Raw genomic sequence first — 22,282 nt, 5'->3', positions numbered from 1 at the left:
ACCGCAGAGTCTGGTAGACCTTTGCCCCGGAGACACGGGGATCTCCGCAGGTCAGCCGCCGGTGGCGGCATGAGAACGACTCTAGGAGCAAGCAGTATGCGTGCAAGCACGCTCGTGATCGCGGGGGCAATGGCGTCCACCGTGACACTGCTGGGCACCGGCACCGCGGCCGCCCAGCCCGCGAACACCATCACCGAGGACGGCGTCTACCTGGTGGGCGTCGATATCTTGCCCGGCACCTGGGAGGCCCCGGGCACCCCCGATCCGGCGGTCGGCTGCGACTGGCGACGGCTGCGCAAGGTCGAGGGCGATAACACCGATCAGCACTACATCATCAATAACGAATTCACCAGGAACCGTCCGGTCCGCGCCGAGATCGCGCCGACCGACGTGGCCTTCAAGACGGTCAACTGCGGCGCGTGGCATATGGTGCCGGCCGTGAGCACCGGCTCGTTCGGCGGCTGAGCCCACCGCTATCGTCGCGACCATGACCCGGAGCAAGATCTTGATCACCGGTGCGAGCGCCGGACTCGGTGCGGCGATGGCGCGGGATTTCGCCGCCAAGGGCCGCGACTTGGCCCTGTGCGCCCGTCGCCTGGACGCGCTCGAAGCGTTGCGCGACGAACTCAACGCCGCGCACCCGGGGATCAAGGTCGCGGTCCGGGCGCTCGACGTCGATGATCACGCGGCCGTGCCGCGGGTGTTCGCGGAATTACGCGATGAACTCGACGGACTGGATCGCGTGATCGTCAACGCGGGAATCGGCAAGGGCGCACCGATCGGCACCGGTCGCGCGGACGCCAATCTCGCCACGGCCACCACCAATTTCGTCAGCGCCCTGGCCCAGACCGAAGCGGCGCTGGAAATCTTCCGCGCCGCACAGGGCGGCCACCTGGTGCTGGTGTCCTCGATGAGCGCGGTCCGCGGGTTGCCGGGCACGAAGGCCGCCTACTCCGCGAGCAAAGCCGGGCTGGCCGCTTTGGGCGAGGCGCTGACGGTCGAATTCGCGCAGTCGCCGATCGCCGTCACGACGTTGCTACCGGGATTCATCGCCACCGACATGGCGGCGAAAGCCGGTGACGCGCGGATGGTCGCGCCGCTGGAGAAGGGCGTTGCAGCGATGGTGCGGGCAATCGAAGGGGAGCGGATTCGCGCATGCGTTCCGGGGTGGCCGTGGCGGCTCATCGATGTGGTGCTGCCACATCTGCCCCGCGCGGTTGTCGCCCGGCTCGGCTGACGCCTTTCGGCACGAGAAAATGTGCACGTGACGCGCGCCACGAATTTGCCAGAATTCCAGTTCTTCAGCTCGTAGCACCGAAGAACACTGATGCCCAGCGTCCGACGACTTCCCCGTCGCGCACCGGGCATCGGCGTATTCGCGGCGGAAACCCGCCGGAACTCGGCGGCGCGGATTGCTGAACTGGAGCACATGTCCATCGCTCTCGCGCCCTCCCCCACCCCGATCACCCGGCCACCACTGATCCGCTGGCTCGCCGTCGTCGCGGTGATGCTCGGCATCTTCTCGATCGTGACGACCGAGATTCTGCCGATCGGTCTGCTGACCTCGATCGGATCCGATTTCACGATCTCCGACGGCATGGCCGGGCTGATGATGACCCTGCCCGGTCTGCTCGCCGCGATCGCGGCCCCGCTGGTGACCGTCGCGGCCGCTCGCGTCGATCGCCGACTGCTGCTGTGCGGCTGCACGCTGCTGCTGGTGATCGCCAATGTGGTGGCCGCGACCGCGCCGGAGTTCTGGGTGGTGCTGGCTTCCCGCGTGCTGATCGGGATCACCGTCGGCGGCTACTGGTCGATCGCGGCCGGACTGGCCGGACGGCTGGTGCCGCCGGAGTCGGCGAACCGGGCCACCGCGGTGATCTTCTCCTCGGTCCCGCTGGGTTCGGTGCTCGGTGTGCCCGCAGGCACCTTCATCGGCCATCTCGCGGGCTGGCGAACCGCATTCGTCGTCCTGGCCGTACTGTCCGCGGTGGTGCTGGCACTGCTGGCATCCGCGCTGCCATCGCTGCCCGCCGAACAGGCCATGAGCGTAACCTCGCTGCGCATCGGACTCGGCGGCACGGCCGTCCGAATCGCCCTGCTGGCAACCTTTTTCGTGGTGCTCGCACAGTTCGGCACCTATACCTATGTCACCCCGTTCCTGGAGCAGGTCACCGATGTGAGCGCTGGGACGATCACAGTGCTGCTGCTGATCTACGGCGTGGCGGGCATTGCCGGCAACTTCCTGGGCGGCACTCTGCTGGGCCGTCCCCGGACCGCGCTCGGCTGCGCGGCGACCGCGATGGCGGCCGCGATGCTGTCGCTGCCGCTGCTGGGCCGCTGGGAGTTGGGCGCAGTCGCGCTGCTGATCGTCTGGGGTATCGGGTACGGCGGCATCCCGGTCGTCCTGCAGACCTGGTTCGCCGACGCGCTGCCCGACGCTCCCGAGGTGGCGTCGGTGCTGTTCACGGCGTCGTTCCAGGCGACATTCTGTGCGGGCGCGCTGGTCGGCGGCGTACTCGTGGACCGGACCTCCCCCTCGACCGTGCTGTTGTGCGGCGGTGCGACCGCACTGCTCGTACTGCTGATTACCTCAGGGGTAATCGACGCGCGCCGGGTCCGTCGGGCAGGCTGAGTTCATGATCGATGAGGTGGGTACCAAGATCTTTCACCAGTCCATGCCGTTCACCGAGCGCCTCGGGGTCGAGGTGCTCGAACACGGCACCGCACTGGTGCGCAGCCGGATCGCCTGGGACGAATCGCTGTGCACGCTGGGTGGAGTGCTGCACGGCGGTGTGCTGATGTCACTCGCGGACGCGACCGCCGCGGTGTGCGCGTTCCTGAATCTGCCCGAGGGCAAACAGGGCACGACGACGGTCGAATCCAAGTCGAATTTCCTGCGGGCCGTGCGTTCCGGTCATGCGATCGCCTCGTCGCGGCCGCTGCACGCCGGGCGGTCGTTCATCGTCGTGGAAACCGAAATCCGAGATGACGCGGACAAACTCGTCGCCAAGGTGACCCAGACCCAAGCCGTGCTCTGATCCGATGCCCGGCGTTGCGCGCCGGGCTCACTTCACCAATGTGAACTGCATGACATCGATGTGCCCGCTGCGGAAGTGGTCGGCACATCCGGTGAGGTACTTCAGGTATCTGGCGTAGACCTCTTCGGACGCGACCCGAACCGCCTCGTTGTGACGGTTCACCAAGGCCTGCGCCCACTCATCCAGCGTGCGTGCGTAATGCAGGCGCAACGGCTGAATCTGCTCGGTGCCGAGTCCGGCCTGCCCGGCCAGCCGGGTGACCTCCGCGGGTTGCGGCAGCTGACCGCCCGGGAAGATCTGGCGCTTGATGAAAATGTGGAACAGCGCGTTCTCCCGGGTCACCGGAATATTCATGCGCCGCAGGTCGTTGAGCGTGTGACCGATGATCGTATGCAGCAGCATCCGACCGTCGGGGGGCAGCATCCGATAGCAACGGTCGAAGAAGGCCGCGTATCGCTCCCGCCGAAAGTGTTCGAAGGCGCCGATGCTGACGATCCGGTCCGCGTTGCCGTCGAATTCCTCCCAGCCCTGCAGCCGGATCTCGGCGCCGGCAGCCCCGCGCCGATCGATCTCCGCGCGGACGTGCTCGTATTGGTTGCGGCTCAGGGTGAGTCCGACGACCTTGACGCCGTAATGCTGGACCGCGCGGAACATGGTTGCGCCCCAGCCACATCCGATGTCGAGCAGGGTCATTCCCGGCCGCAGATCCAACTTGCCGAGCGCGAGGTCGATTTTGGCGAGCTGGGCCTGTTCCAGGGTCATGTCATCGCGCTCGAAGTAGGCACAACTGTAGGTCATCGAGGGGTCGAGGAACAACCGGTAGAAGTCGTCGGAGACGTCGTAGTGCGACTGAACTTGCTGGTAGAACGGTGCGAGGTCGGCCATTGGGTATCTCCTGCCTTCGCCGTGTCTCGGCCGGATACGGACTGATGCGAGACACGCCGTGGAGTCGTTAACCGCAGGCGGTGACCGATACCAAAACGTGCCCGATCACCGGCCCTGTCGCCTAGCTGTGATCCGAGCCATTGCGCACAACCGTTCGAAGATGTAATCTCGGCGCTGTCCTTGTGGATGTTGGTCACCCTGGCCGATCGGAACAGCCGATCAGAGCGGGGCTTCCCACAAGATCTCCCTCCCTTCCTCACGACGGTTCTGCACCTTCGTGAATCCGCTTCCGTAGCGCACAGGGACATTCACCGCAGCGAGCGCATCGCCGCTGCCTCCAACGGCCGTTTGCCGTACCAATTTGAAGGAAACACCATGAAAGACAACACTTTTCCCGCACCAACCGACGGGGAAGCAACGGCCGAGGCCGTGGCGAACCCCGGGCGATCCGTCGGCGGCATACTCGAAATTCCCGACAACCGCGCCGCCGCCCTGCGCGTCGAGGGCTATCTCCCCGGCCCGCATGACGTGCACGTGCCACCCCGGCTGATCCGCGAATACGGTTTGCGCCGTGGTGATTTTATCACCGGCACCGCCGAACCCGCACGCGGCGACAAACTCGACCCACTGGTCCGGATCGAATCCGTCAACGGAGCGGATCCGCGCCGCGCCGCGACCCGGCCGAAGTTCGACGACCTCGTCCCCATCTACCCGAACCAGCGGCTGCGCCTGGAGACCGAACCGCATGCCATGACCACCCGGGTCACCGATCTGGTCATGCCCATCGGCAAGGGGCAGCGCGCACTCGTCGTCGCACCGCCCAAGGCGGGCAAAACCACTGTGCTGCAGGCGATCGCGCACGGTATCGCGAAGAACCATCCGGAGTGTGAGCTGATGCTCGTACTGGTCGGCGAGCGACCCGAGGAGGTCACGGATCTGGCCAGATCGGTACCCGCCGACGTCGCCGCGGCCACCTTCGACCGGGCGCCCCGCGAACATATCGCACTGGCCGAACTCGCCATCGAACATGCCAAACGCCTGGTCGAAATGGGCCGAGACGTGGTCGTCCTGCTCGATTCGCTGACCCGTCTGGCCCGCGCCTACAACAATGCCGCCCCGGCCTCCGGTCGTGTGCTCTCCGGTGGCGTCGACGCCACTGCCCTCGCGCCGCCCAAGAAGTTCCTCGGTGCCGCACGAAATATCGAGCACGGCGGCTCACTCACCGTCATCGCCACCGCCCTGGTCGAGACCGGGTCACTGGCCGACACCGTGATCTTCGAGGAGTACAAGGGCACCGGCAATGCCGAGTTGAAACTCGATCGCGCCACTGCGGGTCGCCGGGTCTTCCCGGCCATCGATATCGCGCAGTCCAGCACCCGCAAGGACGAATTACTGCTCGCCCCAGACGAATTGGCGGCCAACCACCTGCTGCGCCGCACCCTCGCCGCCGTGGACGGTCCGCAGGCCATCGACCTGCTGCTGGAGGGATTGCGCAAGTCCCCGACCAACGCCGAATTCCTGGCCCAGCTGGGCGGCAAGCGAACCTGATCTTCTCGATGCGTCTCCCTTAAGTCTGCTTTAAGGGCCTGTCAAGCCTTCCGAGGCATCTTTATTACAAGCCCGATCGGGCCTGTCTTCGGAGGGGGAGACAGGGCCGGTCGGGCCCGCGTATATCCGGCTCGAAATCAGCCCAGTTCGGCGGCGAACAACGCCGACGCCCGCCGCCACGAATCCTCGGCGGCCGCCTCGTCGTAGGGCTCTCGACCCGGGAAGAAGAAGGCGTGCTTCGCGCCGGGGTAGACCACCAACTCATGTCGCACACCGGCCTCGTTCAGCGCCGCACCGATCTGCTGGCGCTGTTCGGCATCGATGACGTGATCGAGTTCGGCGAAGAACATCAGCAGCCGCACATCCCCCTTGGCGATGACATCCCCCTTGGCGATGCCCTCGGTCGCGGCCAGCATCGGGTCCGGCCGACTCAGCGCGGTGCCCGCCGTGCTCAGCCAGCCGGGGTAGAAGATCGCCGCCGCATCCAGGTCGAGCCGGGTGGCGGCGAAGTAGGCCAGATGCCCGCCGAGGCTGAAGCCGAGCACACCGGTCTTATCGGAGGCATCGCCGTGCTCGCGGGCATAGGCAATGGCGGCTCGGAAGTCGGCCTCGACGCCGTCGCGGGTCAGCTCGCCGAGCAGCCCGAAGGCACGCGTCCGGTTTTCGTCGCTCTCGACCAGGCCAGCGGCGGTCTCCGGACCGGAACGGTGATAGACGTTCACCACGAAGGCCACATAGCCGAGCGCCGCGACCCGATCGACGATCTGCCGCACGTCCTCGGTCAGACCCCACAGTTCGGCCCCGACGAGCACCGCGGGAAACTTCCCCGTGCCCTCCGGCCGAGCCAGATAACCGGTCATGGGTGCGCCATCAACGTCGAGGTCGAACTGCCGAGAAACGATCGTGTACGTCATGGGGTACAGCCTAGGGCGCGACGTGATCGCCTGCGCGCGTAGTGAATTGGCTCATCCCACCGCCGTCTTGGCCTGCGGCCAGACGCGGGCCAGACCGAGTAGATGGTGGAGCTCGGCATCGAAGTCGTGCGCGACCAGAGGCAGTCGCGGTGCGGCCCCGACGACGGCTGGCGCCCTACCCGCCTTTCGAGCGCGGGCCGCATAGGCGATCCGGTGGGCGTAATCGGCTATCTCCCAGGCAGATTCGGTCCCTGGATGTGGTTCGGCCGGGAGATAGGAGCCGAGGTGGAGCAGGGAGTCGCGGATCTCGACGGTCATCCGAAATAGGCGGGTGGCCGGATCCGCACCGCGGCGGGCGTCGGCGGGCAGCACGATCTCGGGGACCGCCGCGGTGAGGTCGCGCCACAATGGCCGCAATCGGCGACAGATTCGGCCGTCCCGATCCCATCCCGCCAGCGCGAGCAGTGCGCTGAGCAGCGGGATGGCGAGCAGTGTCCCGTCGAGGACCAGGCAGAGTACGAAATCGAGCTCCCCGCGCGGCAAATGCGGGCCGAGATCGGGCCGACCGGTCAGCACTTGCGCCAGGGACAGTGCCTGACTGACCAAGACGAAGCCGCCGCTGATACCGAGCAGCCAGCAGACCAACCGCGTCTTGGCGCTGAGGTCGCCGATGCGAAGCTCGCGGATACCCACGAGCAGGAAGACGCCCATATTGATCGCCAGCGGCGCGGCATAGGCGAATCCGAAAATCGCGGCGGGCCCGTGCGCGCCCAGATCGACCGGTCGCCCGTTATCGTCGGCCGCCATCCCGGAAAGCACCATGACGACGGTCGCCACCGCGGCGACGAGACCACACCGACGGTGCCGACGCCATACCGCGGCGGGCTCGGTCTCGGCCACGATGTATCGCGCAATGACATAGAGGTACATCGTCGTCATGACCACGCAGCCCAGTGCGAGAGCGACGGGCAGACTGGTGATGCTCGGCGTCGAAGTGGATCGGTAGAGCAGCATGGCGGCGATGCTCCACAGCAGCATCCGATTGATGAGCCGATCGATGATCGTGTCCCGCAACAGCATCAGCCGCCCGGCCGCAATGGCACCGAGGTAGCCGATCACCAGCCAGGCGACGGCCCCGGGAATCAGCGACGACATCGATACCCTCTCGGCCGCGGAACTCGTGCCCGTCAGAGGATACTGCCCTCGGGCCATCCGGCGGCCACTGCGAGAGCGAGAGCGCCTGCGCAACCCAGATAACCGCGGTGCTGCCGATCAAGCCGCAACACACGATCCGTCTTCGCCGGGCAGGAAAGCGCCAGCACACCGGAATTCGGTGTGCTGGCACTGGTTTCGGGATCAGCCGAGCAGCACGAGCGCTGCTGCGCCGAGGAAGATGACCTGTACGACAGTGCGCAGTGGCAGCGGCATGGTCTTGATGCCGATATCGCTGCGCGCCGCACGGATATTCGCCGGGAACATCACGATCAGCAGCAGGATCAGGCCCACGGCGGCCAATTCGGCGATGGGCGGGATCAAAAGACCCATCGCGCCGCCGATTTCGAGCAGGCCGGTGAAAGTGACCCAGCCCGCCGGGTTGGGCAGCCGAGGCGGCACCATCGCGACCAGTGCACCGCGCTTCGGCTCGAGGAAGTGCGCGCTCGAGGTGAGCGCGAACATCGCGGCCAGCCCGAGCGCGACGGCGTGCGGCCAGGAGTCGAGCCAGCCGAGGTTGCCGAGCCAGCCGATGAACCGAGCGAGTCCGGCGATGACGATGAGTACGACCAGCGGTGCCATCAGAGTCTCCTGTGGGTCGAGCATCTAATCTTGACAGTGACTAGATTAGGTTCGAACCGGAAACTTGTCAATGGCTAGATTTTGGGTCACCATCGAGATATGGCGAAGAGCGGCTACCACCACGGCGATCTGCGGGCCACCATCCTGGCCGCGGCCGCCGCCCAGATCGCGACCGACGGCGTCGACGCGGTATCCCTGCGCGGACTGGCCCGCCGGGCCGAGGTCTCGCACGCGGCACCCGCACACCACTTCGGTGATCGTGCGGGGCTACTGACCGCGCTGGCCATCGAGGGCTTCGACCTGCTCGCCGAGCAGCTGGCCGCGGCCGGACCGGACTTCCGCGAGGTCGCGGTCGCCTACATTCGCTTCGCGCGCGAACATCCGGGTCACTTCGACGTCATGTTCCGGCGCGAACTCCTGCACGCCGACGACGAGCGCCTGGTCGCCGCCCGCACCGAGGCAGGCGTGGCGCTGCGTTCCGGTGTCGCGATGTTGCAGCCCGAGAACACCGTTGAGCAGCAACAAGCCAGCCGTCTCGCTGCCTGGTCACTGGTCCACGGCTTCGCGGCGCTCTGGCGGGAAGGGGCACTACAGAATTCGGCGCTCGGTGACAGCTCGGACCCGGAAACCCTGGCCCGCCGCATGGTCGCCACGGTCCATTTCGAATGAGTACGGCCCGTTGGCTTTTGGCCGTAAGTTCATAGGCATGGACATCCATGCCTTCCCCACCGAGGCCGACACCCCGGTGGATCTCGCCGAGGCACAACGCATCGCCGACCACTACCTGTCCACCGATGGCGACGCCGACCTCGACATCCGCAACCTGCTCACCGAATTCGACGCCGGCTTCGTCGTCGTCGCCATCTTCCCGCCGCCCCCCGGCGTCGACCCGCACGCACCGCCACATCCCCCCGCCATCGGCGGCTCCGTCTGCGTCATCGACAAACCCACCGGAGCCGTCTCCTACTGGCCCACCTACCCCACCGCTCTGGTCGCCGAACAGTACACGCAGGCAATGCAATCCGGCCGCCTGATCATCGAGGACAGCTGGCCGGAGGATTCGGCCGAGGAGGGCGCGGCGGCGGACTAGGTGTACTGACCATGGGTGGAGGTGACGGCGGTGCGGTCCGCCTCGGTGGCTGGAAGTTGCAGTACCAGAAAGAGATCCGCACTTTCGACCCGGCGGAGTTGGAATAGTCCCAGGTTCATCGAGCCCGCTTCGGGGTGGTCGATGCCGATGGTGGCGGCGCGGAAACCCTGGACCGGATTTCCGACCACCAGGTGCGGAATTCGGGCCTGGTCTCGGTCAGCGCGGTGATGCGTGGGTCGTCGGGGCGGCGGCCGGCGAGGGTGCGGAATTGACCGAGGACCGCATGGCCCACTGACTCCCGATTGCGCATGGCGGCGCGGTTTCCCTTGTGGGTGAACATCATCCAGAGCATGTTGCGATGGAGCAGACGTGTTCGGCGGGCCGGAGCAGTCCGGCCCGCCGGGCGTTACGCCGAGTGGTTCAGCAGATCGGCTTCCTGGTCGTCCGGTTCGTTCGCGGGTGTGTGAGTGGGTTGTTGGGGTCCTCGGATCAGGACGTAGACGAATAGGGCGGTCATGATGGCAATGCCTGCCCACATGGCGTGTTGCCAGCCGGTGACGAACGATTCCTGAGCGGCGCGGATCAGGGCCTGCGTCTGGGTGCCGGCCTGGTTCGCGACGTCGAGGGCGTTGGCGATGCCTTCGCGCGCGGCGCCGGCGGTATCGCGGGGGACGTCGGTGAGCTGGGGGTCGATGGCGGTGCGGTAGCCCGAGGACACCAGTGCGCCGAGCAGGGCGACGCCGAGTGCGGTGCCGAATTCGCGGGTGACATCGTTGAGCGCGGACGCGACACCTTGATGCTCTGGTGGCAGCGAGCTGGTGATGGCTTCGGTGGCCGGTGTCATCGACAAGCCCATGCCCAGACCCATGGCGAGCATGCCCGGGAGTACGGAGAGGTAGCCGCCGTCGACGGAGACGATGACGGCCATGAGTGCCGAACCCGCACCGGCAAGCAGGATTCCAGCAGCCATAGTGGCTCGGGCACCGATGCGCTCGGCCAGTTTGGGGGCGAGGCCGGAGGCCGCCATCATCAGCACGGCCATCGGCATCAAGGCCAGGGTGGACCGCAGCCCCGACCAACCGAGAACGGCCTGGAAGAACGGGAACAGGACCACGAAAATGCCGGCCTGCACACCGAATACGGCCAGCAGCGTCAGCGAGCCACCGGCCAGGGACCGCTCGCCGAACAGGCGGACGTCCAGCAGCGCGGCATCACGGCGACGCAGTTCCCAGACCACGAAACCGGCGGTGGCGAGGACGCCGACGCCCAAGCCGGTCAGTGTCGCGGGATCGGTCCAGCCGCGCTCAGGACCTTCCTGCAGCACGAAGACGAGCCCGACCACCGCGACGACGGAGGCCAGCGCGCCGACGGTGTCGAAGGCGTGTCCGGACCGCTCCCGGGAATTGGGAACCGATCGCAGCGTCATCGCGACCGCCACGATCACCAGCACGACGGGCAGCACGAACAACCACCGCCAGCTCGCCACGTCCACCAGGGCGGCGGACAGGAACATGCCCAGGATGCCACCGCCACCGGCGACGCCGGTCCACACGCCGATCGCCTTGCCGCGTTCATGCTCGGGGAAGGTGGAGGTGATGACGGCGAGGGTGATGGGCATGATCATCGCCGCGCCCACGCCGCTGAGCACGCGTGCTATGAGCATGACCTCGGCCGTAGGGGCCAGGCCCGCGACCGCGCTGGCGATGCCGAAGACGCCCAGGCCGGTGAGCAGCATGGGTTTACGGCCGAGCCGGTCACCGAGGGCACCCAGTGGCAGCAGGAGTGCGGCCAGGGTGAGGGTGTAGATGTTGATGATCCACAGGATGGTGGCCTGGGAGGCGTCGAAGGCTACGGCGAGATCGGGCTGTGCGACGTTGAGGCCGGACACCGAGGCGATGACGGCCATCAGTGCGATACAGACCGCGATCAGAATCGTGCGAAGCTGGCGCGAATCTGCTTCGCCACCAGGAGGATTGGTTGTCGGTTCCCCGGCGGTTGCCGCCGGGGTGGGCTGGTTCGTGATCATGGATTCCTCTCGGAGGGCAGGCGGGAGCGCGGCACCGCAGTGCAGGCGGTCGCCGGAGTCGGGGTGGGAGTTCCGCGGTAACCGTCGAGTCGCGTGCCGCGGAGTGTTGGATTACGTCCGGTGTGGTGTCAGACGGCGGCGCCGCGTTGTACCGCGGTGAGGGCGGCGTCGGTGTCGGCGGTCGCCAGGTCGGCGTTGATGTGGGCACCGGCCAGGGCTCCGGCGGCGGCTGAGGCGCCGACCTGGGCTGTCGGGTCAGTGGCGTTTCCGGCGACCCACACCCCCGGCACATCGGTGGTACCGGCCATGCCGGAGGCGAAGCGGCGGCCCATGCCGGCGGGCAGGTCCTCCATCGGCAAGCCCAAACCGTCCAGGCCGTCGGTGCGAGCCTGCATCCGGGTGGCGACTGCGAGCACGCGTCGGGGCACGAGTTGCCCATTGGTGAGGTGCACTGCGGCGATGCCGCCTTGGTCGTCGGCCACGACCTCGGCGACCGGGGTGTCGACGACGCCGATGTTGCGCGCGGCGAAGCGTGCACGGGTGTCGGCGTCGAGCTCGGTGCTGCGGGTGAAGTAGATCAGGTCGTCGGTCAGCTGCCGGAACAGCAGCGCGTGATGAACCGAGGCGGGCCCGACAGCGAGGATGCCGATCGGTTCGTCGCGCACCTCCCAGCCGTGGCAGTACGGGCAGTGCACCACACCGTGACCCCAATGCTGTTGCAGCCCAGGAATATCGGGCAGCACGTCACGCAGGCCCGTGGCCACCAGCAGCCGCCGCGCCGTGATCGTACGGCCCTCGGAGAGGGTGACAGCGAAGCGCCGATCGCCGTCGGTCGATGGGCCGATCGGCGCGGCGGCGGCGACGTCACCGGCCACGACCAGGCCGCCGTAGCCGCGTATCTCCGCACGCCCGCGTGCGTACAGCTCTGCGGGCGGGGTGCCGTCGAGGCCGAGCAGGGCGTGCACGCCCTCGGCGGGCGCGTTGCGCGGGGTGCCGCTGTCGATCACGACGACCGAGCGGCGGGAACGGGCCAGCATCAGCGCACCATTCAAACCGGCGGCACCGCCTCCGATCACCACGACATCGACGGTCTCGCCCGGCAGTGCATCGGTGGCAAACCCGGCGGTCAGAGCAGACATATCGCGTTGTCCTTTCCTTGTGTGTGCACTCGACGCTAACCCCGTCTTGCGCTTCAGGCATACACTTATGCCTATGACGCAAGAAGATGGCGATCTGGATAGCCTGGTACGCAAACGCATCCGCGCGCTGCGGGTCGCGCAGGGCTGGTCGCTCGAGGAACTGGCCCGCCGCGCCCGGCTCAGCCAATCCACCCTCAGTCGCATCGAGAACGGCCAGCGCCGCATCGCGCTCGACACCCTTGTCGCACTCGCCCGCGCCCTGGACACCACCCTGGACCAGCTCGTCGAGACCGACGCCGAGGACGTCGTCATCAGCCCGATGATCGACGGCGCGCACGGGCTCATGCGCTGGCCCATCAAAGCCGACCCGGGCATGACCGTTGTGCGTCAGCGCATGACCGAACCGCCGCCCGACAACCCCGCACGCATGCGCGCGCACCCGGGCCGCGAATGGCTCGTCGTCCTGTCCGGCACCGCACTCCTCATGCTGGGCCACCGCCGCTTCCGCGTCGAAACCAACCAGGCCGCAGAGTTCCCCACCATGCTGCCCCACGCCATCGGGACCGCGGGCGGCCCCTGCGAGATCATCGGCATCTTCGACCGCGACGCCCGCACCGGCCACCAACGCGGCGACAGCGAACCCCACACCTGACCCGTCGGCGCTCCACCGGTTCACCAGCTCGCCAGGCTTGCGCGATCGACACCCCACACCACCTTCTTCTTGCCAAAACCGGAAGGGCCCGTGCCATAGGCGCATGATCGACCTACCGTGACGATATGACCCACACGCCGACGCACCCTCTCCAGCACGCCGCACAACACGGTCACCAGCATCTCGGAGATGGCCAAGGCGAGATCCTCGACCTCGACGCCGAAGTCCTCGCCGAGTACATCGCGGCCATCACCGAATGGCTGCCCATTCAGACCGCGCCTCGCCAGATCATCGATCTCGGCTGCGGGACCGGAGCCGGGACCTTCGCCCTGCTGGACCGTTTCCCCGAGGCGCAGGTAACTGCAGTCGACGCCTCCGCCGCGCACCTGCAGCGCCTGCGCGAGAAGGCATGCGAGCGCGGGGTGGCCGAGCGGGTACGCACCGTGCTCGCCGACCTCGACGACCCGAGTTGGCCCGACCTCGGCACCCCGGAGCTGGTGTGGGCGTCGGCCGCGATGCACCACATGGCCCACCCGGACCGGGCGCTGCGCGCCGTCCACGAAATCGTCACACCCGGAGGGCTTTTCGCTGTCGTCGAGCTGGTCGGCTTCCCCCGCTTCCTGCCCGAGAACGCCCCTGAGGGCCGCCCCGGCCTCGAGGAACGCTGCCATGCCATCAGCGACCACCACCACGCCGAGCACGTGCCACACCGCGGCGCCGACTGGGGACCGAAACTGACCGCCGCCGGATTCACCCTCGAAGACCACCGCACCCGCGCCGTCGACATCGAAGGTTCCCGCAACCCGACCGTCGGCGCCTACGCCCTGGCCAGCCTGCGACGGCTCCGCAACAGCGTCGCCGACGCACTCACCGCCGAGGACCTCACCGCACTGAACCAGCTGCTCGATACCGACAGCCCCCACAGCATCCTGCGCCGCAAGGACCTGGCGATGCGCACCGAACGCACCGTGTGGGCTGCCCGCCGCCGGTAAGTAGTGCCGACGACGCAGGACCCGACGAAATCGCGATGCCGACGCAGCGAGGGCCGAGCGAAGAGATCAACTGCGCCGCAGCGGATGCCGGTGCATACCCGAGCGCTCGCAGCTTCCACGTGCCGATCGAACAGGTCCGCACTTTCGACGAGCAGGTGGGGACGATGCTCGGCTACTTCAACCAGCGGCCCGAGGAGCCGCTGGACCTCGCGGCTCTGCGTGCGGGCCATCCGAAGCTGATGGATCTGCGGATCTGGCTGCGCGAGACGAACTGGCGGCCGTGAAATCGGCTGTCCGCGTGGCGATGTCGAGGACACCGAACAGCCACGGGGTAAAGGAGTCGGGCGCCGCCGAGATATGTCCGAGTAACTCGACGGGGTCGACCCAGGCGCATTCGGAGACCTCGGCCGGGTCGGGTCGGGGAGCGCCGCCGGATAGGACGCCGACCAGCACGTGGTCCCATTCGTGCTCCACCTGATCCCCGCGCGGATCGGCGGCCCGATAGCGGTAGATGCCCGCCTCGGTCAACTCTGGGGCGGTCAGGCTCAGTTCCTCTTTCAGCCGGATCACCGCTGCGTCGGCCGGGTCCTGACCCGGCGCGGGATGTCCACAGCAGGTATTCGACCATCGTTGCGGGAAGCGGGTTTTGACGGCCGCCCGCCGCTGCAGCAGGACCCGTCCCGACAGGTCGTACAGCAGCACCGAAAAGGCGCGGTGCAGCTGCCCCGGCGGGCGGTGTGCCTCGGCCACGGAACGTGCTCCGATCGCGAGGCCGTGCTCATCGACCAGTTCGACGAGCAGAGCCTCACGATCGGCGCGGATTTCGGTGGTCATGATCGTGACTCCATGGTCTCTGGGGATTCGCTCACCGTTGGCAGAACACCGCGGCCGCGGGCACGACCGCCGCCCAGGCGACGAGCGCGACCATATAGACGAACAGTTTCGCCTGCGACCGGACCAGTGGCATGGCGTCGTCGAGCGGCTTGCCCCAGGTGCCGAGCTGGGTCCGGCCCAGATAGCCGATAACGATCGACACCCCAACGGCGTACACGATCAGTGTCCAGGTGAATCCCACCGTGGCGACGACGGAACCGGCTACGAGTGCGGCGCCGACGGCCACCCGCGTCATCGATTCGAACAGCGAGACGCGCAGGCCGAGCGCCACCACCGATGTCCGGAATCCGTGCTCGGTGTCTTCCGGAATGTCTTCGGCGGTGTTCGCTACGAAAACCCCGGTGGTCGTCAGACCAAGGCCGAGAATGGCGATGAGTGCAGGCATTTCGATCGGTCGGTCGTACAGCCGGAGCACAACCACGCCGGGGAAGACCATGGTCATGAGGTAGGTCCAGGGAATCTGCCATAATCCTGCGGCCTTGAAATGCCATGGCGGCAGCGAATATTCGAGCAGTAGCAGGGTGCCGATGGGGATGATCAGCAGCAGATCGAGATGTCCGGTCGCCACAGCGAGGTAGACCGCCGCGACACCGATACCCGCCGTGGTGAGGTAGATCTGCCACGCCACGAATCGCACGCCGAGATCTCGAACCATGCGGGAGAACTTGGATTTGTATTCGACGTCCACCCAGCGATCGGCCAGGCAGTTGGCGACGTGCAGCAGTTGAATGGCGGCGGCCAGCATCACCGCGGCCACGATCATCGGCGCCGACCAGATCTCGGCTCCGGTGTGTGCGCTGAACAGGACATCGGCCACCATGACCGCACCGGACATCGGCGCGATTTCCGGCCGGGTCAGCCACAGCGCGTAGTTGATCTTCGTGCGCAGCGGCAGCGGGCGGCCCTCCTCGCCGGGGCCCGCGGTGAAGATGTGGCGTAGCTGCGTGCGCAGCGCGGCGGCCCCGCCGCTGACTGTGGTGGACATCAGGTCAGCTCCTGGTGCGCACGTCGACGTGCCCGGGAAATACTGCGGCGGAAGAACGGCCGCGACAGATCCTCCGGGAGATTGGCCCACCGCAGGAAGAAGGTGGTGAGCGGATCCATCGTGATGTGATGACGGCCCCGCTCCAGCCCGCGCACCGCCGCGTCGCCGACCTTATCGGCGGGCATCGGTTTGATCGAACCGGTGATGGCCTTGGTCTCGACCGGTTTGCGCAGGTTCTCCCTGGCCAGTCCCGGCGTGTCGGTATCGGCCGGGTACAGCACCGATACGGTCACCCCGGCGGGCTCGACCTCGTAGCGCAGACAGAGGCCGAGCTGACGGACGGACGCCTTGGTCGGACCGTAGCTCGAGTATCCGGGGATGCCGAGGAAGGCCGCTGTCGAACTGAGCAGCAGGATATGCCCACTGCCGCGTTCGACCATGCCGGGCAGGACACACCGAATGGCATGCACCGAACCCAGATAGTTCGCGTCGCTCTGGATGCCGAACTCGTCGCCGTCGACGTCGAGGAACAGGCCGGGCAGCGTGAGACCCGCGCAACAGGCGATCACCGCGCAGGCGCCGTTACGTTGCTCGAGTTCCTTGATGGCGCTCGCCAGACCCGGCCGGTCGGTGACATCGGCGGCGCACCAGTCGGCCCCGATCCGCTCGGCGGTCGCGCGCAGTGGCGCCTCCCGCCGCGCGATGATCGAGGCCCGCGCGCCGCGCTGGGCGAAGGCGTTGGCGACGGCCGCCCCGATGCCCTCCGAGCCGCCGGTGACGATCACATGCTTATCGGTCCAGTTCATGACTCAGCTCTCGCCCGCGGCGGCGAGTTCACCGAGCCGGTCCCGCCAGGCGTGGTAGCTGGCAGCGGTGCCGTCCTCCGGTATTCCGACGAACGCCTTGTCGATCAGGGCGGCGGCCTCGTCGATCGATCGGCCGGTGTAGGTCCGCACGGCGACCTCGGTATGCACGGTGGCGCTATCGGCCTGCTGGCGGATCTTCGCGACCATGGTCGAACCCGCCGCCAACTGCTGGCGGAACTGCGGCACCAGGGCCAGGATCGCTTCCAGGTCACCGACTTCCACGCCGCCGGCGAAGGTGGTCGCGATGCCGATGCCGTTCCACAGATCGGCGTGCCTGCTCGGATCGAACTCGGCGATCCGGGCGGCGACACCGTCGACCGAACCGCCGCCGATGAACCAGAGCGCGCGACCGATCCCCTGATCGGCCGCGCGTTTCAACGGTGCGCTATCCCCCATCCAGGACGGGTACCGGTTGTCGACATGGTGGCGGGCGATGTACTTCTCGGTTCGGAAGAAGGCGTTGTAGAAGCCGTATCCATCGATGGCGAGCCAGCGGTACACCGGATGCTTCGGAAAGACCTTCCTCCAAATGGGTTTCGGTATCTTGCCCATCGCCAGCCCGACACCGACATACATCGTCAGGTCGTGTTTGGCGGCCGGGCCGGTGAACAGATCCGCGGCGCGGTGGCTGAACGGGGTGATCGAGTCGACGGCGGCCAGACCCGTCGCGGCGCCTTCGAAGGCGAATCCCTGGTACTGCTCGGGCAGCTGCTGGATGTGCTCGATCAACTCGTCATTGTTCTTGGTGCACACGGCGAAATGGATACTGCTGGACAGGTGGGTGGCGACCCGCTGGAGTTCGGCGGCGGTCGCCGGGTTCGGCATCGCGAAGCCGGGGCGATCCAGCGGGTTCTCCTCGATCCGGGTACCGAGCAGGGTGGAGCGCAACGGTCCGATCAGTGACGGCATATTTCCTCGATTCTGTTGCGGTGCTGCGGGTTCCGGCGATCAGGATCGGACGACTTCCTTCTCCGGCTCGGGCAACGCCGGTTCCTCGGCCGCGGGCGGCGCGACCTCACCGATCACCGCCGCACGGCCGTCCAGCCATTCACGAATGTTGCGGTACCACCAGAACAGTCCGCGGCTCGCGCAGACGATCACCAGTGCGAAGAACAACCCGAATGAAACGTGCAGGGTCATCAGCACCCCGTACAGCACGCCCACCGAGGCGCCGAAGATAATCTGATCCCGCTTCTTGAACGGAGTCGTCGCCGGGTCGGTGATCATGTAGTTGGTGTAGAGCACGAAGGCGATGCCGGTCATCGGCAGTAGGGCCGCGATGATCGAGATCTGGTCGTCCAGCAGCCCGCGCACCACCGCCTGCAGCACGAACGCACCCAGCCAGGCCAGGATCAGCGGCGTCTTCTTGGTCAGCTTGGCGTTCAACATGGTTCCCGCGCCCAGTAGCCCGAGCACGATCAGCGCGTCGGCCGGTCCCGAGATGTTCTCCACGAAGTGATAGGGACCCACGACGGCGATCGCGGGGAAGGCCAGCAGCGCGACCACGATGCCGAAGTTCGACGGGTTCATGAAGTGCTTCACCTTCCCGTTGATCTTCGCGCGCAGTATCCATTTGGTGCCGACCGCGACCGTGATCCCGAACATGATCGGCAGGAACTGATCTGCCGCGTACATGAGGAAGTTGAAGGCCACACCGGTGATGTGCGCGGGCAACAGGAACACGATCAGGCCGCGAAGTCCGTTGCCGCGGTAACCCGCCGGTCGGCGATAGGCCCACGCCGCCAGCGTTTCCAGGACCAACTCCACCGTGTACGCGGTGGCCGCGCCGAGGAATGGCCACAGCCACGGCTGCTCGAATCCGAGCCACAGGAAGCCCAGAATATTGAAGAAGGTCAGCGAGGCCGCGAAGTTGCGCAGGGCGAGATAGCGCGGATCACGTCCTTCCTTGTTGATGCCCAACCACTTTCGCCGCAAGGCCTGTGCTGGTGTCGGCGGCGGAACCGTCTCCTCGGCGGGCGACGATCCGTTGCCGTTCATGCCCTCGGTGACATCGGTTTTCCCGTTGGACGGATGGCCGTTTTCTTGAACACTCACTGGTGCACCTCCCGGGCATCGGAGTCGAGAACGAGGGTGTGCTGCCCGGCCGGCAGTTGCCGCTGTTGGGTGTGGGTGGCGCCGTGGTTGTCGCGCCACGCGATCTGCACCGTCAGCGGCGCCGTGGGATCGATATCACCGAGCCCGATATGGATATCGGTGGAGCGCTTTCCGGCGTGCCCGCTACCGCCGTCGACCTGCGCCACATGCGGTTTGCCGTCCGGCGTCGTCACCGTGACCTCGGCGCCGAGCGCGGGAGAACCGAGTACCGGCTTGCCCGCCACCGTCGTATCGCCGGAGGCGGCGTTGGTCGGCGGAGTCAACAGCCGCAGACCGAGGTATTGCCCGCGGTGCGGTGCGTCGTTGCGGTAGTAGACCGGAGCCGCCCACTGCCGGGCCACCGCGAAGCTCAGCGCCCCCGTCCCGGTCGCGTCACCGACCGCGATGCCCCGGGTCGGCGTCGGCGCGAAGATATCGAGCGCCGGGGAGATATTGGTGAACTTGCCGCTGTCGTCCTGGGCGAGAAAGCCGATTCGGTTGCTGCCCGCCAGGTCGGATTCCTCGGTGAACTTCGGCCAGGCCCAGGGGTATTTGGTGAAGTCGTCGTTCATCGTGGCCAATTCCTGCACCTGCGGCCAGCGCGTGCTCTCACCCTTGAACATGCCGTTCGTCTGCACGATCTGCGGCCGGCCGCTGTTGTCGAAGTCCGCGATCTTGGTGTCCCAGCACCAGCCGTCCCAGGCGACGCCCTTGCGCACCGCCCGGTTCTCGAAGGGTGCTACGCCCGCATCGAGCTGGGCCGCTGCCTGTTTCGTATCGCCCGCGGTGTTGTAGAACGCGAAGTTGGATTCGACGATGCCCCAGCGTTGGGCGATATTGCTGACAAACAGGTCGGGCAGGCCGTCGCCGTCCAGATCAGCGAAGTCGGCTCCCATCCCCTTGAACGAATCATGGCCGAGCACAAAGGATTTCGGATCAGTCGGGCCGCGCTCACCTTCGGCGAGGCCGAACTCGATATGTCCCGGCCTGGACTTGTTGACGAACAGGCGATCGGGCCCCATATCGTTGGCGACGTACAGCTCGGGCAGCTGGTCGCCGGTGAGGTCCTGGGTGGCCGTGGCCAATGCCCAGCCGTTGTACTTGCCTTCCGGGAGCGCATTGGAGACCTCGCGGTACATGGCGGTCGGCTCGGCGCCGCCCGTACTCTGCTGGAAGGTGAGGATGCGGTCGGTCGCGCCATTGGTCGCGGTGGAGAACGATTCGTTGAGCGTCAGGCTGTGCTCGCCGTCGGGACCGATGAAATCGCTGTCGGGGAAGTAGTTTCCGAGGTAGACGTCCGGATTGCCGTCGCCGTCGAAATCGGCGACGGAGGCAGCCAGGGTGAACCACCGCGCGCCCTGATAGCCGCCGTCTTTGGTCGCCGGTGGTTCAACCATTTCGACCGGCCGGAACGCCTTATTGTCCAGATGGTTGGCACCCGCGCGCGGCAGGAACAGGATCGGCGTGCGGCCGCCGTAGTAGACCAGCAGACCGATCCGCCCGGAATGGTCGAAATCGCCGGGGATACAGCCGGTCGGCGCCATCCGGTCATCGGTCGGCAGCGGTGCGGGGTCGAGCACGAACGGTGCGTAGCGGCTGGTGTCGCTGTCCGGGGTCGGCGTCACGATCACCGTATCGGATCGGGAATCGACCAGGCACAGATCATCGGCGCGGCCGTTGCCGTCGATATCGTTGATGGCGGCCGCGGAATTGACCGAGGACAGCCACGCCACGACATGTTCATAGCGCGGCTCGATATGGCGAATCTTGTGCTCCGGCAGACCCGGCGGCAGCGCGATCGGCATCTCGGTGAAATGGAACCGGCTCGCCAGCGGACTGTTGGGATCGGTCTCGACCGGAGCGATCATGGCCGAGCGCGCCGGGACGAACAGGACCGCCATGAGTGTGACCGATGCCAACGGCACCAACGCTTTTCGCAACAGCGAAGAACTGATCGGCAACTTCACGAGTGATGACTCTCTTCCGTGGTGAGACCGTCGAACACCTGACGCAGGGTGTCCAACGCATGATCGAGCTGCGCCTCGGTGTGCCGGCAGTTGATGAAGAACCGCAGTCGCGCCTCGCCGTCGGGGACCACCGGATGCCCGATGGCGTTGGCCATCACATTGCGCTCCAGCAGTTCCATCGAGGCACGCACCGCGGGTTCGCTCGCTCCGGTCATGATCGGGGTGATCGGGGTGCCCTGTCCGTTGCCGGTGTCGAAGCCGAGTTCACGTGCCCGGCGATAGAAGTACTGCGCGTTGTGCCGCAGTGCCGCAACACGTTCCGGCTCGTCGTGTAGCACGGCCAGCCCCTCGAGCGCGGCCGCCGCCGCGGATGGTGCGGGAGATGCGGTGTACATGCTCAGGCCCGCGGCGGAGTACTTGAACCCTTCGACGAGCTCTCGGTTGGCCGCGAGGTATCCGCCGACGCTGCCGAGCGACTTGGACAGCGTGCCCATCCAGACATCGACCGCATCACCCGGCAGATCGAACAGCTCGCGCACGCCGAGCCCGCGTTCGCCTAGGACACCGAAGGAATGCGCTTCGTCGATCATGATGGAACAGTCGTATTTCCTTGCCACCTCGATGATTTCGGGCAGCCGCACCACATCGCCATCCATGCTGTAGACGCCCTCGATCAGTACCAGCGCCCGCTCGAAGCTGCGCCGCGACATCGAGAGGATCGCTTCCAGCGATTCGGGATCGTTGTGCCGGAAGGTGACTCGTTGACAACCGGCCCACTCGGTGCCGGAGACGATGCTGTTGTGGATCAGCGAATCGCAGATCGCGATATCGCGTTTGCCGAGCAGGAATGCGACCGCCGCGGCATTGGTGAGGAAGCCGCTCGACGTCACGATGGCGGCGTCGGTGTCGTAGATCCGGGCGATCTCGCGTTCCAGCTCGCCGTAGAGCGGCAACTCCCCCGCCACCATTCGGACCGCCGCCGCGGAGGTACCGTAGCGGCCGATCGCGGCGGTCGCGGCGGCGTGCACGCGTGGTTCGGCGGCCAAGTCGAGGTAGCCGAAACTGCTGAAGTTCACCATATCTCGGTCCGCGAATCGGGTCACCGGCCCACTGATGCCCTCGTGCGGCAGGTAGTAGGGGTTGAGCACCCCGGTCTGGCGGGTCCAGGTGTCGAAGGCGGTCCACTTCTCGGTGGCCGCCAGCACGCCCGGGTGGTCGCGGAAGCTCGTCTGCCGGGTCGAACTGTGGGTTATCCGCCCGTTCGACGCACTGCGGTCGGGTGTGGTCGGCACCGTCGCGGTGCCGGAGTCCGCATTCGCGCCGTTGCCCGAACTGTGCTGGGCCATCAGGGCGCGTGCCAGCGCACGGGGATCGATGCTCTCAGTGGTCATCCACACT

The 22,282-nt window shown here is 66.9% G+C and carries 22 protein-coding genes and 1 pseudogene; 9 read left to right on the top strand and 14 right to left on the bottom strand.

The features are described from left to right. Positions 1-96: 96 nt before the first annotated feature. From ACQP1G_RS10090 to ACQP1G_RS10075, 4 genes are all read left to right on the top strand, one after another. A complete protein-coding gene (locus ACQP1G_RS10090; protein WP_433201311.1) occupies positions 97-465 on the top strand; it encodes a hypothetical protein in 369 nt (122 codons plus the stop codon). 22 nt (positions 466-487) lie between these two features. After that, complete coding sequence (locus ACQP1G_RS10085) at positions 488-1,237, top strand: SDR family oxidoreductase (protein WP_433201308.1); 750 nt, start codon at positions 488-490, stop codon at positions 1,235-1,237. Positions 1,238-1,327: 90 nt separating this feature from the next. Then, a complete protein-coding gene (locus tag ACQP1G_RS10080; RefSeq protein ID WP_433201305.1) occupies positions 1,328-2,632 on the top strand; it encodes an MFS transporter in 1,305 nt (434 codons plus the stop codon). A gap of 4 nt (positions 2,633-2,636) precedes the next feature. Continuing rightward, positions 2,637-3,038 carry a PaaI family thioesterase gene (locus ACQP1G_RS10075; RefSeq protein ID WP_433201302.1) on the top strand — a complete coding sequence of 134 codons (402 nt, stop codon included), beginning with the start codon at positions 2,637-2,639 and terminating at the stop codon, positions 3,036-3,038. 27 nt (positions 3,039-3,065) lie between these two features. Here the strand turns inward: ACQP1G_RS10075 and ACQP1G_RS10070 are convergent, their stop codons facing one another. Further along, on the bottom strand, positions 3,066-3,923 hold the full coding sequence (locus ACQP1G_RS10070; RefSeq protein ID WP_433201299.1) for a cyclopropane mycolic acid synthase family methyltransferase: 858 nt from the start codon (positions 3,921-3,923) through the stop codon (positions 3,066-3,068). A 312-nt stretch (positions 3,924-4,235) separates the two neighbouring features. Between ACQP1G_RS10070 and ACQP1G_RS10065 the strand changes: the two are divergent. Beyond that, positions 4,236-5,471, top strand: a pseudogene (locus tag ACQP1G_RS10065) (transcription termination factor Rho, short form); the annotation flags it as partial. Between the two features lie 137 nt (positions 5,472-5,608). Here the strand turns inward: ACQP1G_RS10065 and ACQP1G_RS10060 are convergent. The 3 genes from ACQP1G_RS10060 to ACQP1G_RS10050 form a co-directional block, all read right to left on the bottom strand. Further along, positions 5,609-6,385 (bottom strand): dienelactone hydrolase family protein, encoded by a 777-nt coding sequence (locus tag ACQP1G_RS10060; protein ID WP_433201297.1) that lies wholly within the window; start codon positions 6,383-6,385, stop codon positions 5,609-5,611. 51 nt (positions 6,386-6,436) lie between these two features. Further along, positions 6,437-7,540, bottom strand: a complete 1,104-nt coding sequence (locus ACQP1G_RS10055) for an MAB_1171c family putative transporter (RefSeq protein WP_433201294.1) — start codon at positions 7,538-7,540, stop codon at positions 6,437-6,439. Between the two features lie 201 nt (positions 7,541-7,741). Next, entirely contained in the window at positions 7,742-8,179 is a 438-nt protein-coding gene (locus tag ACQP1G_RS10050) for a DoxX family protein (protein ID WP_433201291.1), read from the bottom strand. A 99-nt stretch (positions 8,180-8,278) separates the two neighbouring features. Here ACQP1G_RS10050 and ACQP1G_RS10045 point away from each other — a divergent pair, with 99 nt between their 5' ends. Both ACQP1G_RS10045 and ACQP1G_RS10040 read left to right on the top strand, forming a co-directional pair. After that, positions 8,279-8,848 (top strand): TetR/AcrR family transcriptional regulator, encoded by a 570-nt coding sequence (locus tag ACQP1G_RS10045; RefSeq protein WP_433201288.1) that lies wholly within the window; start codon positions 8,279-8,281, stop codon positions 8,846-8,848. A gap of 37 nt (positions 8,849-8,885) precedes the next feature. Further along, entirely contained in the window at positions 8,886-9,269 is a 384-nt protein-coding gene (locus ACQP1G_RS10040; protein WP_433201285.1) for a hypothetical protein, read from the top strand. A gap of 115 nt (positions 9,270-9,384) precedes the next feature. Here the strand turns inward: ACQP1G_RS10040 and ACQP1G_RS10035 are convergent, their stop codons facing one another. From ACQP1G_RS10035 to ACQP1G_RS10025, 3 genes are all read right to left on the bottom strand, one after another. Then, positions 9,385-9,621 (bottom strand): hypothetical protein, encoded by a 237-nt coding sequence (locus tag ACQP1G_RS10035; RefSeq protein ID WP_433201282.1) that lies wholly within the window; start codon positions 9,619-9,621, stop codon positions 9,385-9,387. 54 nt (positions 9,622-9,675) lie between these two features. Next, positions 9,676-11,295, bottom strand: coding sequence for an MFS transporter (locus ACQP1G_RS10030; RefSeq protein WP_433201279.1), 1,620 nt, complete (start codon positions 11,293-11,295; stop codon positions 9,676-9,678). 128 nt (positions 11,296-11,423) lie between these two features. Then, positions 11,424-12,434 (bottom strand): NAD(P)/FAD-dependent oxidoreductase, encoded by a 1,011-nt coding sequence (locus ACQP1G_RS10025; RefSeq protein ID WP_433201276.1) that lies wholly within the window; start codon positions 12,432-12,434, stop codon positions 11,424-11,426. A gap of 73 nt (positions 12,435-12,507) precedes the next feature. Here ACQP1G_RS10025 and ACQP1G_RS10020 point away from each other — a divergent pair, with 73 nt between their 5' ends. Both ACQP1G_RS10020 and ACQP1G_RS10015 read left to right on the top strand, forming a co-directional pair. Next, positions 12,508-13,086 carry a helix-turn-helix domain-containing protein gene (locus ACQP1G_RS10020; protein WP_433201274.1) on the top strand — a complete coding sequence of 193 codons (579 nt, stop codon included), beginning with the start codon at positions 12,508-12,510 and terminating at the stop codon, positions 13,084-13,086. A gap of 125 nt (positions 13,087-13,211) precedes the next feature. Then, positions 13,212-14,078 (top strand): class I SAM-dependent methyltransferase, encoded by an 867-nt coding sequence (locus tag ACQP1G_RS10015; RefSeq protein WP_433201271.1) that lies wholly within the window; start codon positions 13,212-13,214, stop codon positions 14,076-14,078. Positions 14,079-14,255: 177 nt separating this feature from the next. Here the strand turns inward: ACQP1G_RS10015 and idi are convergent, their stop codons facing one another. The 7 genes from idi to ACQP1G_RS09980 are packed head-to-tail and all read right to left on the bottom strand — an operon-like array spanning position 14,256 to position 22,275. Then, the gene (gene idi, locus ACQP1G_RS10010) at positions 14,256-14,912 is read right to left on the bottom strand and encodes an isopentenyl-diphosphate Delta-isomerase (RefSeq protein ID WP_433201268.1); all 657 of its coding nucleotides are present in this window, start codon (positions 14,910-14,912) and stop codon (positions 14,256-14,258) included. Between the two features lie 31 nt (positions 14,913-14,943). Beyond that, entirely contained in the window at positions 14,944-15,957 is a 1,014-nt protein-coding gene (locus tag ACQP1G_RS10005; protein ID WP_433201265.1) for a UbiA family prenyltransferase, read from the bottom strand. Further along, positions 15,957-16,763: an SDR family oxidoreductase gene (locus ACQP1G_RS10000; RefSeq protein WP_433201262.1), complete on the bottom strand. Its 807-nt coding sequence runs from the start codon at positions 16,761-16,763 to the stop codon at positions 15,957-15,959. The genes ACQP1G_RS10005 and ACQP1G_RS10000 overlap by 1 nt, the downstream gene beginning before the upstream one ends. Before the next feature lie 3 nt (positions 16,764-16,766). Then, positions 16,767-17,732, bottom strand: coding sequence for a DUF1702 family protein (locus ACQP1G_RS09995; protein WP_433201259.1), 966 nt, complete (start codon positions 17,730-17,732; stop codon positions 16,767-16,769). A gap of 39 nt (positions 17,733-17,771) precedes the next feature. Further along, a complete protein-coding gene (locus ACQP1G_RS09990) occupies positions 17,772-18,878 on the bottom strand; it encodes an RnfABCDGE type electron transport complex subunit D (protein WP_433201256.1) in 1,107 nt (368 codons plus the stop codon). Continuing rightward, positions 18,875-20,884 carry a CRTAC1 family protein gene (locus ACQP1G_RS09985; RefSeq protein WP_433201253.1) on the bottom strand — a complete coding sequence of 670 codons (2,010 nt, stop codon included), beginning with the start codon at positions 20,882-20,884 and terminating at the stop codon, positions 18,875-18,877. The genes ACQP1G_RS09990 and ACQP1G_RS09985 overlap by 4 nt, the downstream gene beginning before the upstream one ends. Further along, positions 20,881-22,275: an aminotransferase class I/II-fold pyridoxal phosphate-dependent enzyme gene (locus tag ACQP1G_RS09980; protein WP_433201250.1), complete on the bottom strand. Its 1,395-nt coding sequence runs from the start codon at positions 22,273-22,275 to the stop codon at positions 20,881-20,883. The genes ACQP1G_RS09985 and ACQP1G_RS09980 overlap by 4 nt, the downstream gene beginning before the upstream one ends. Positions 22,276-22,282: the final 7 nt, after the last annotated feature.

The organism is Nocardia sp. CA-107356, from assembly GCF_050946365.1.
Lineage (GTDB): Bacteria > Actinomycetota > Actinomycetes > Mycobacteriales > Mycobacteriaceae > Nocardia.
Note: the sequence above shows the minus strand (reverse complement) of the source record. Positions and strands in the feature narration are given on the sequence as shown.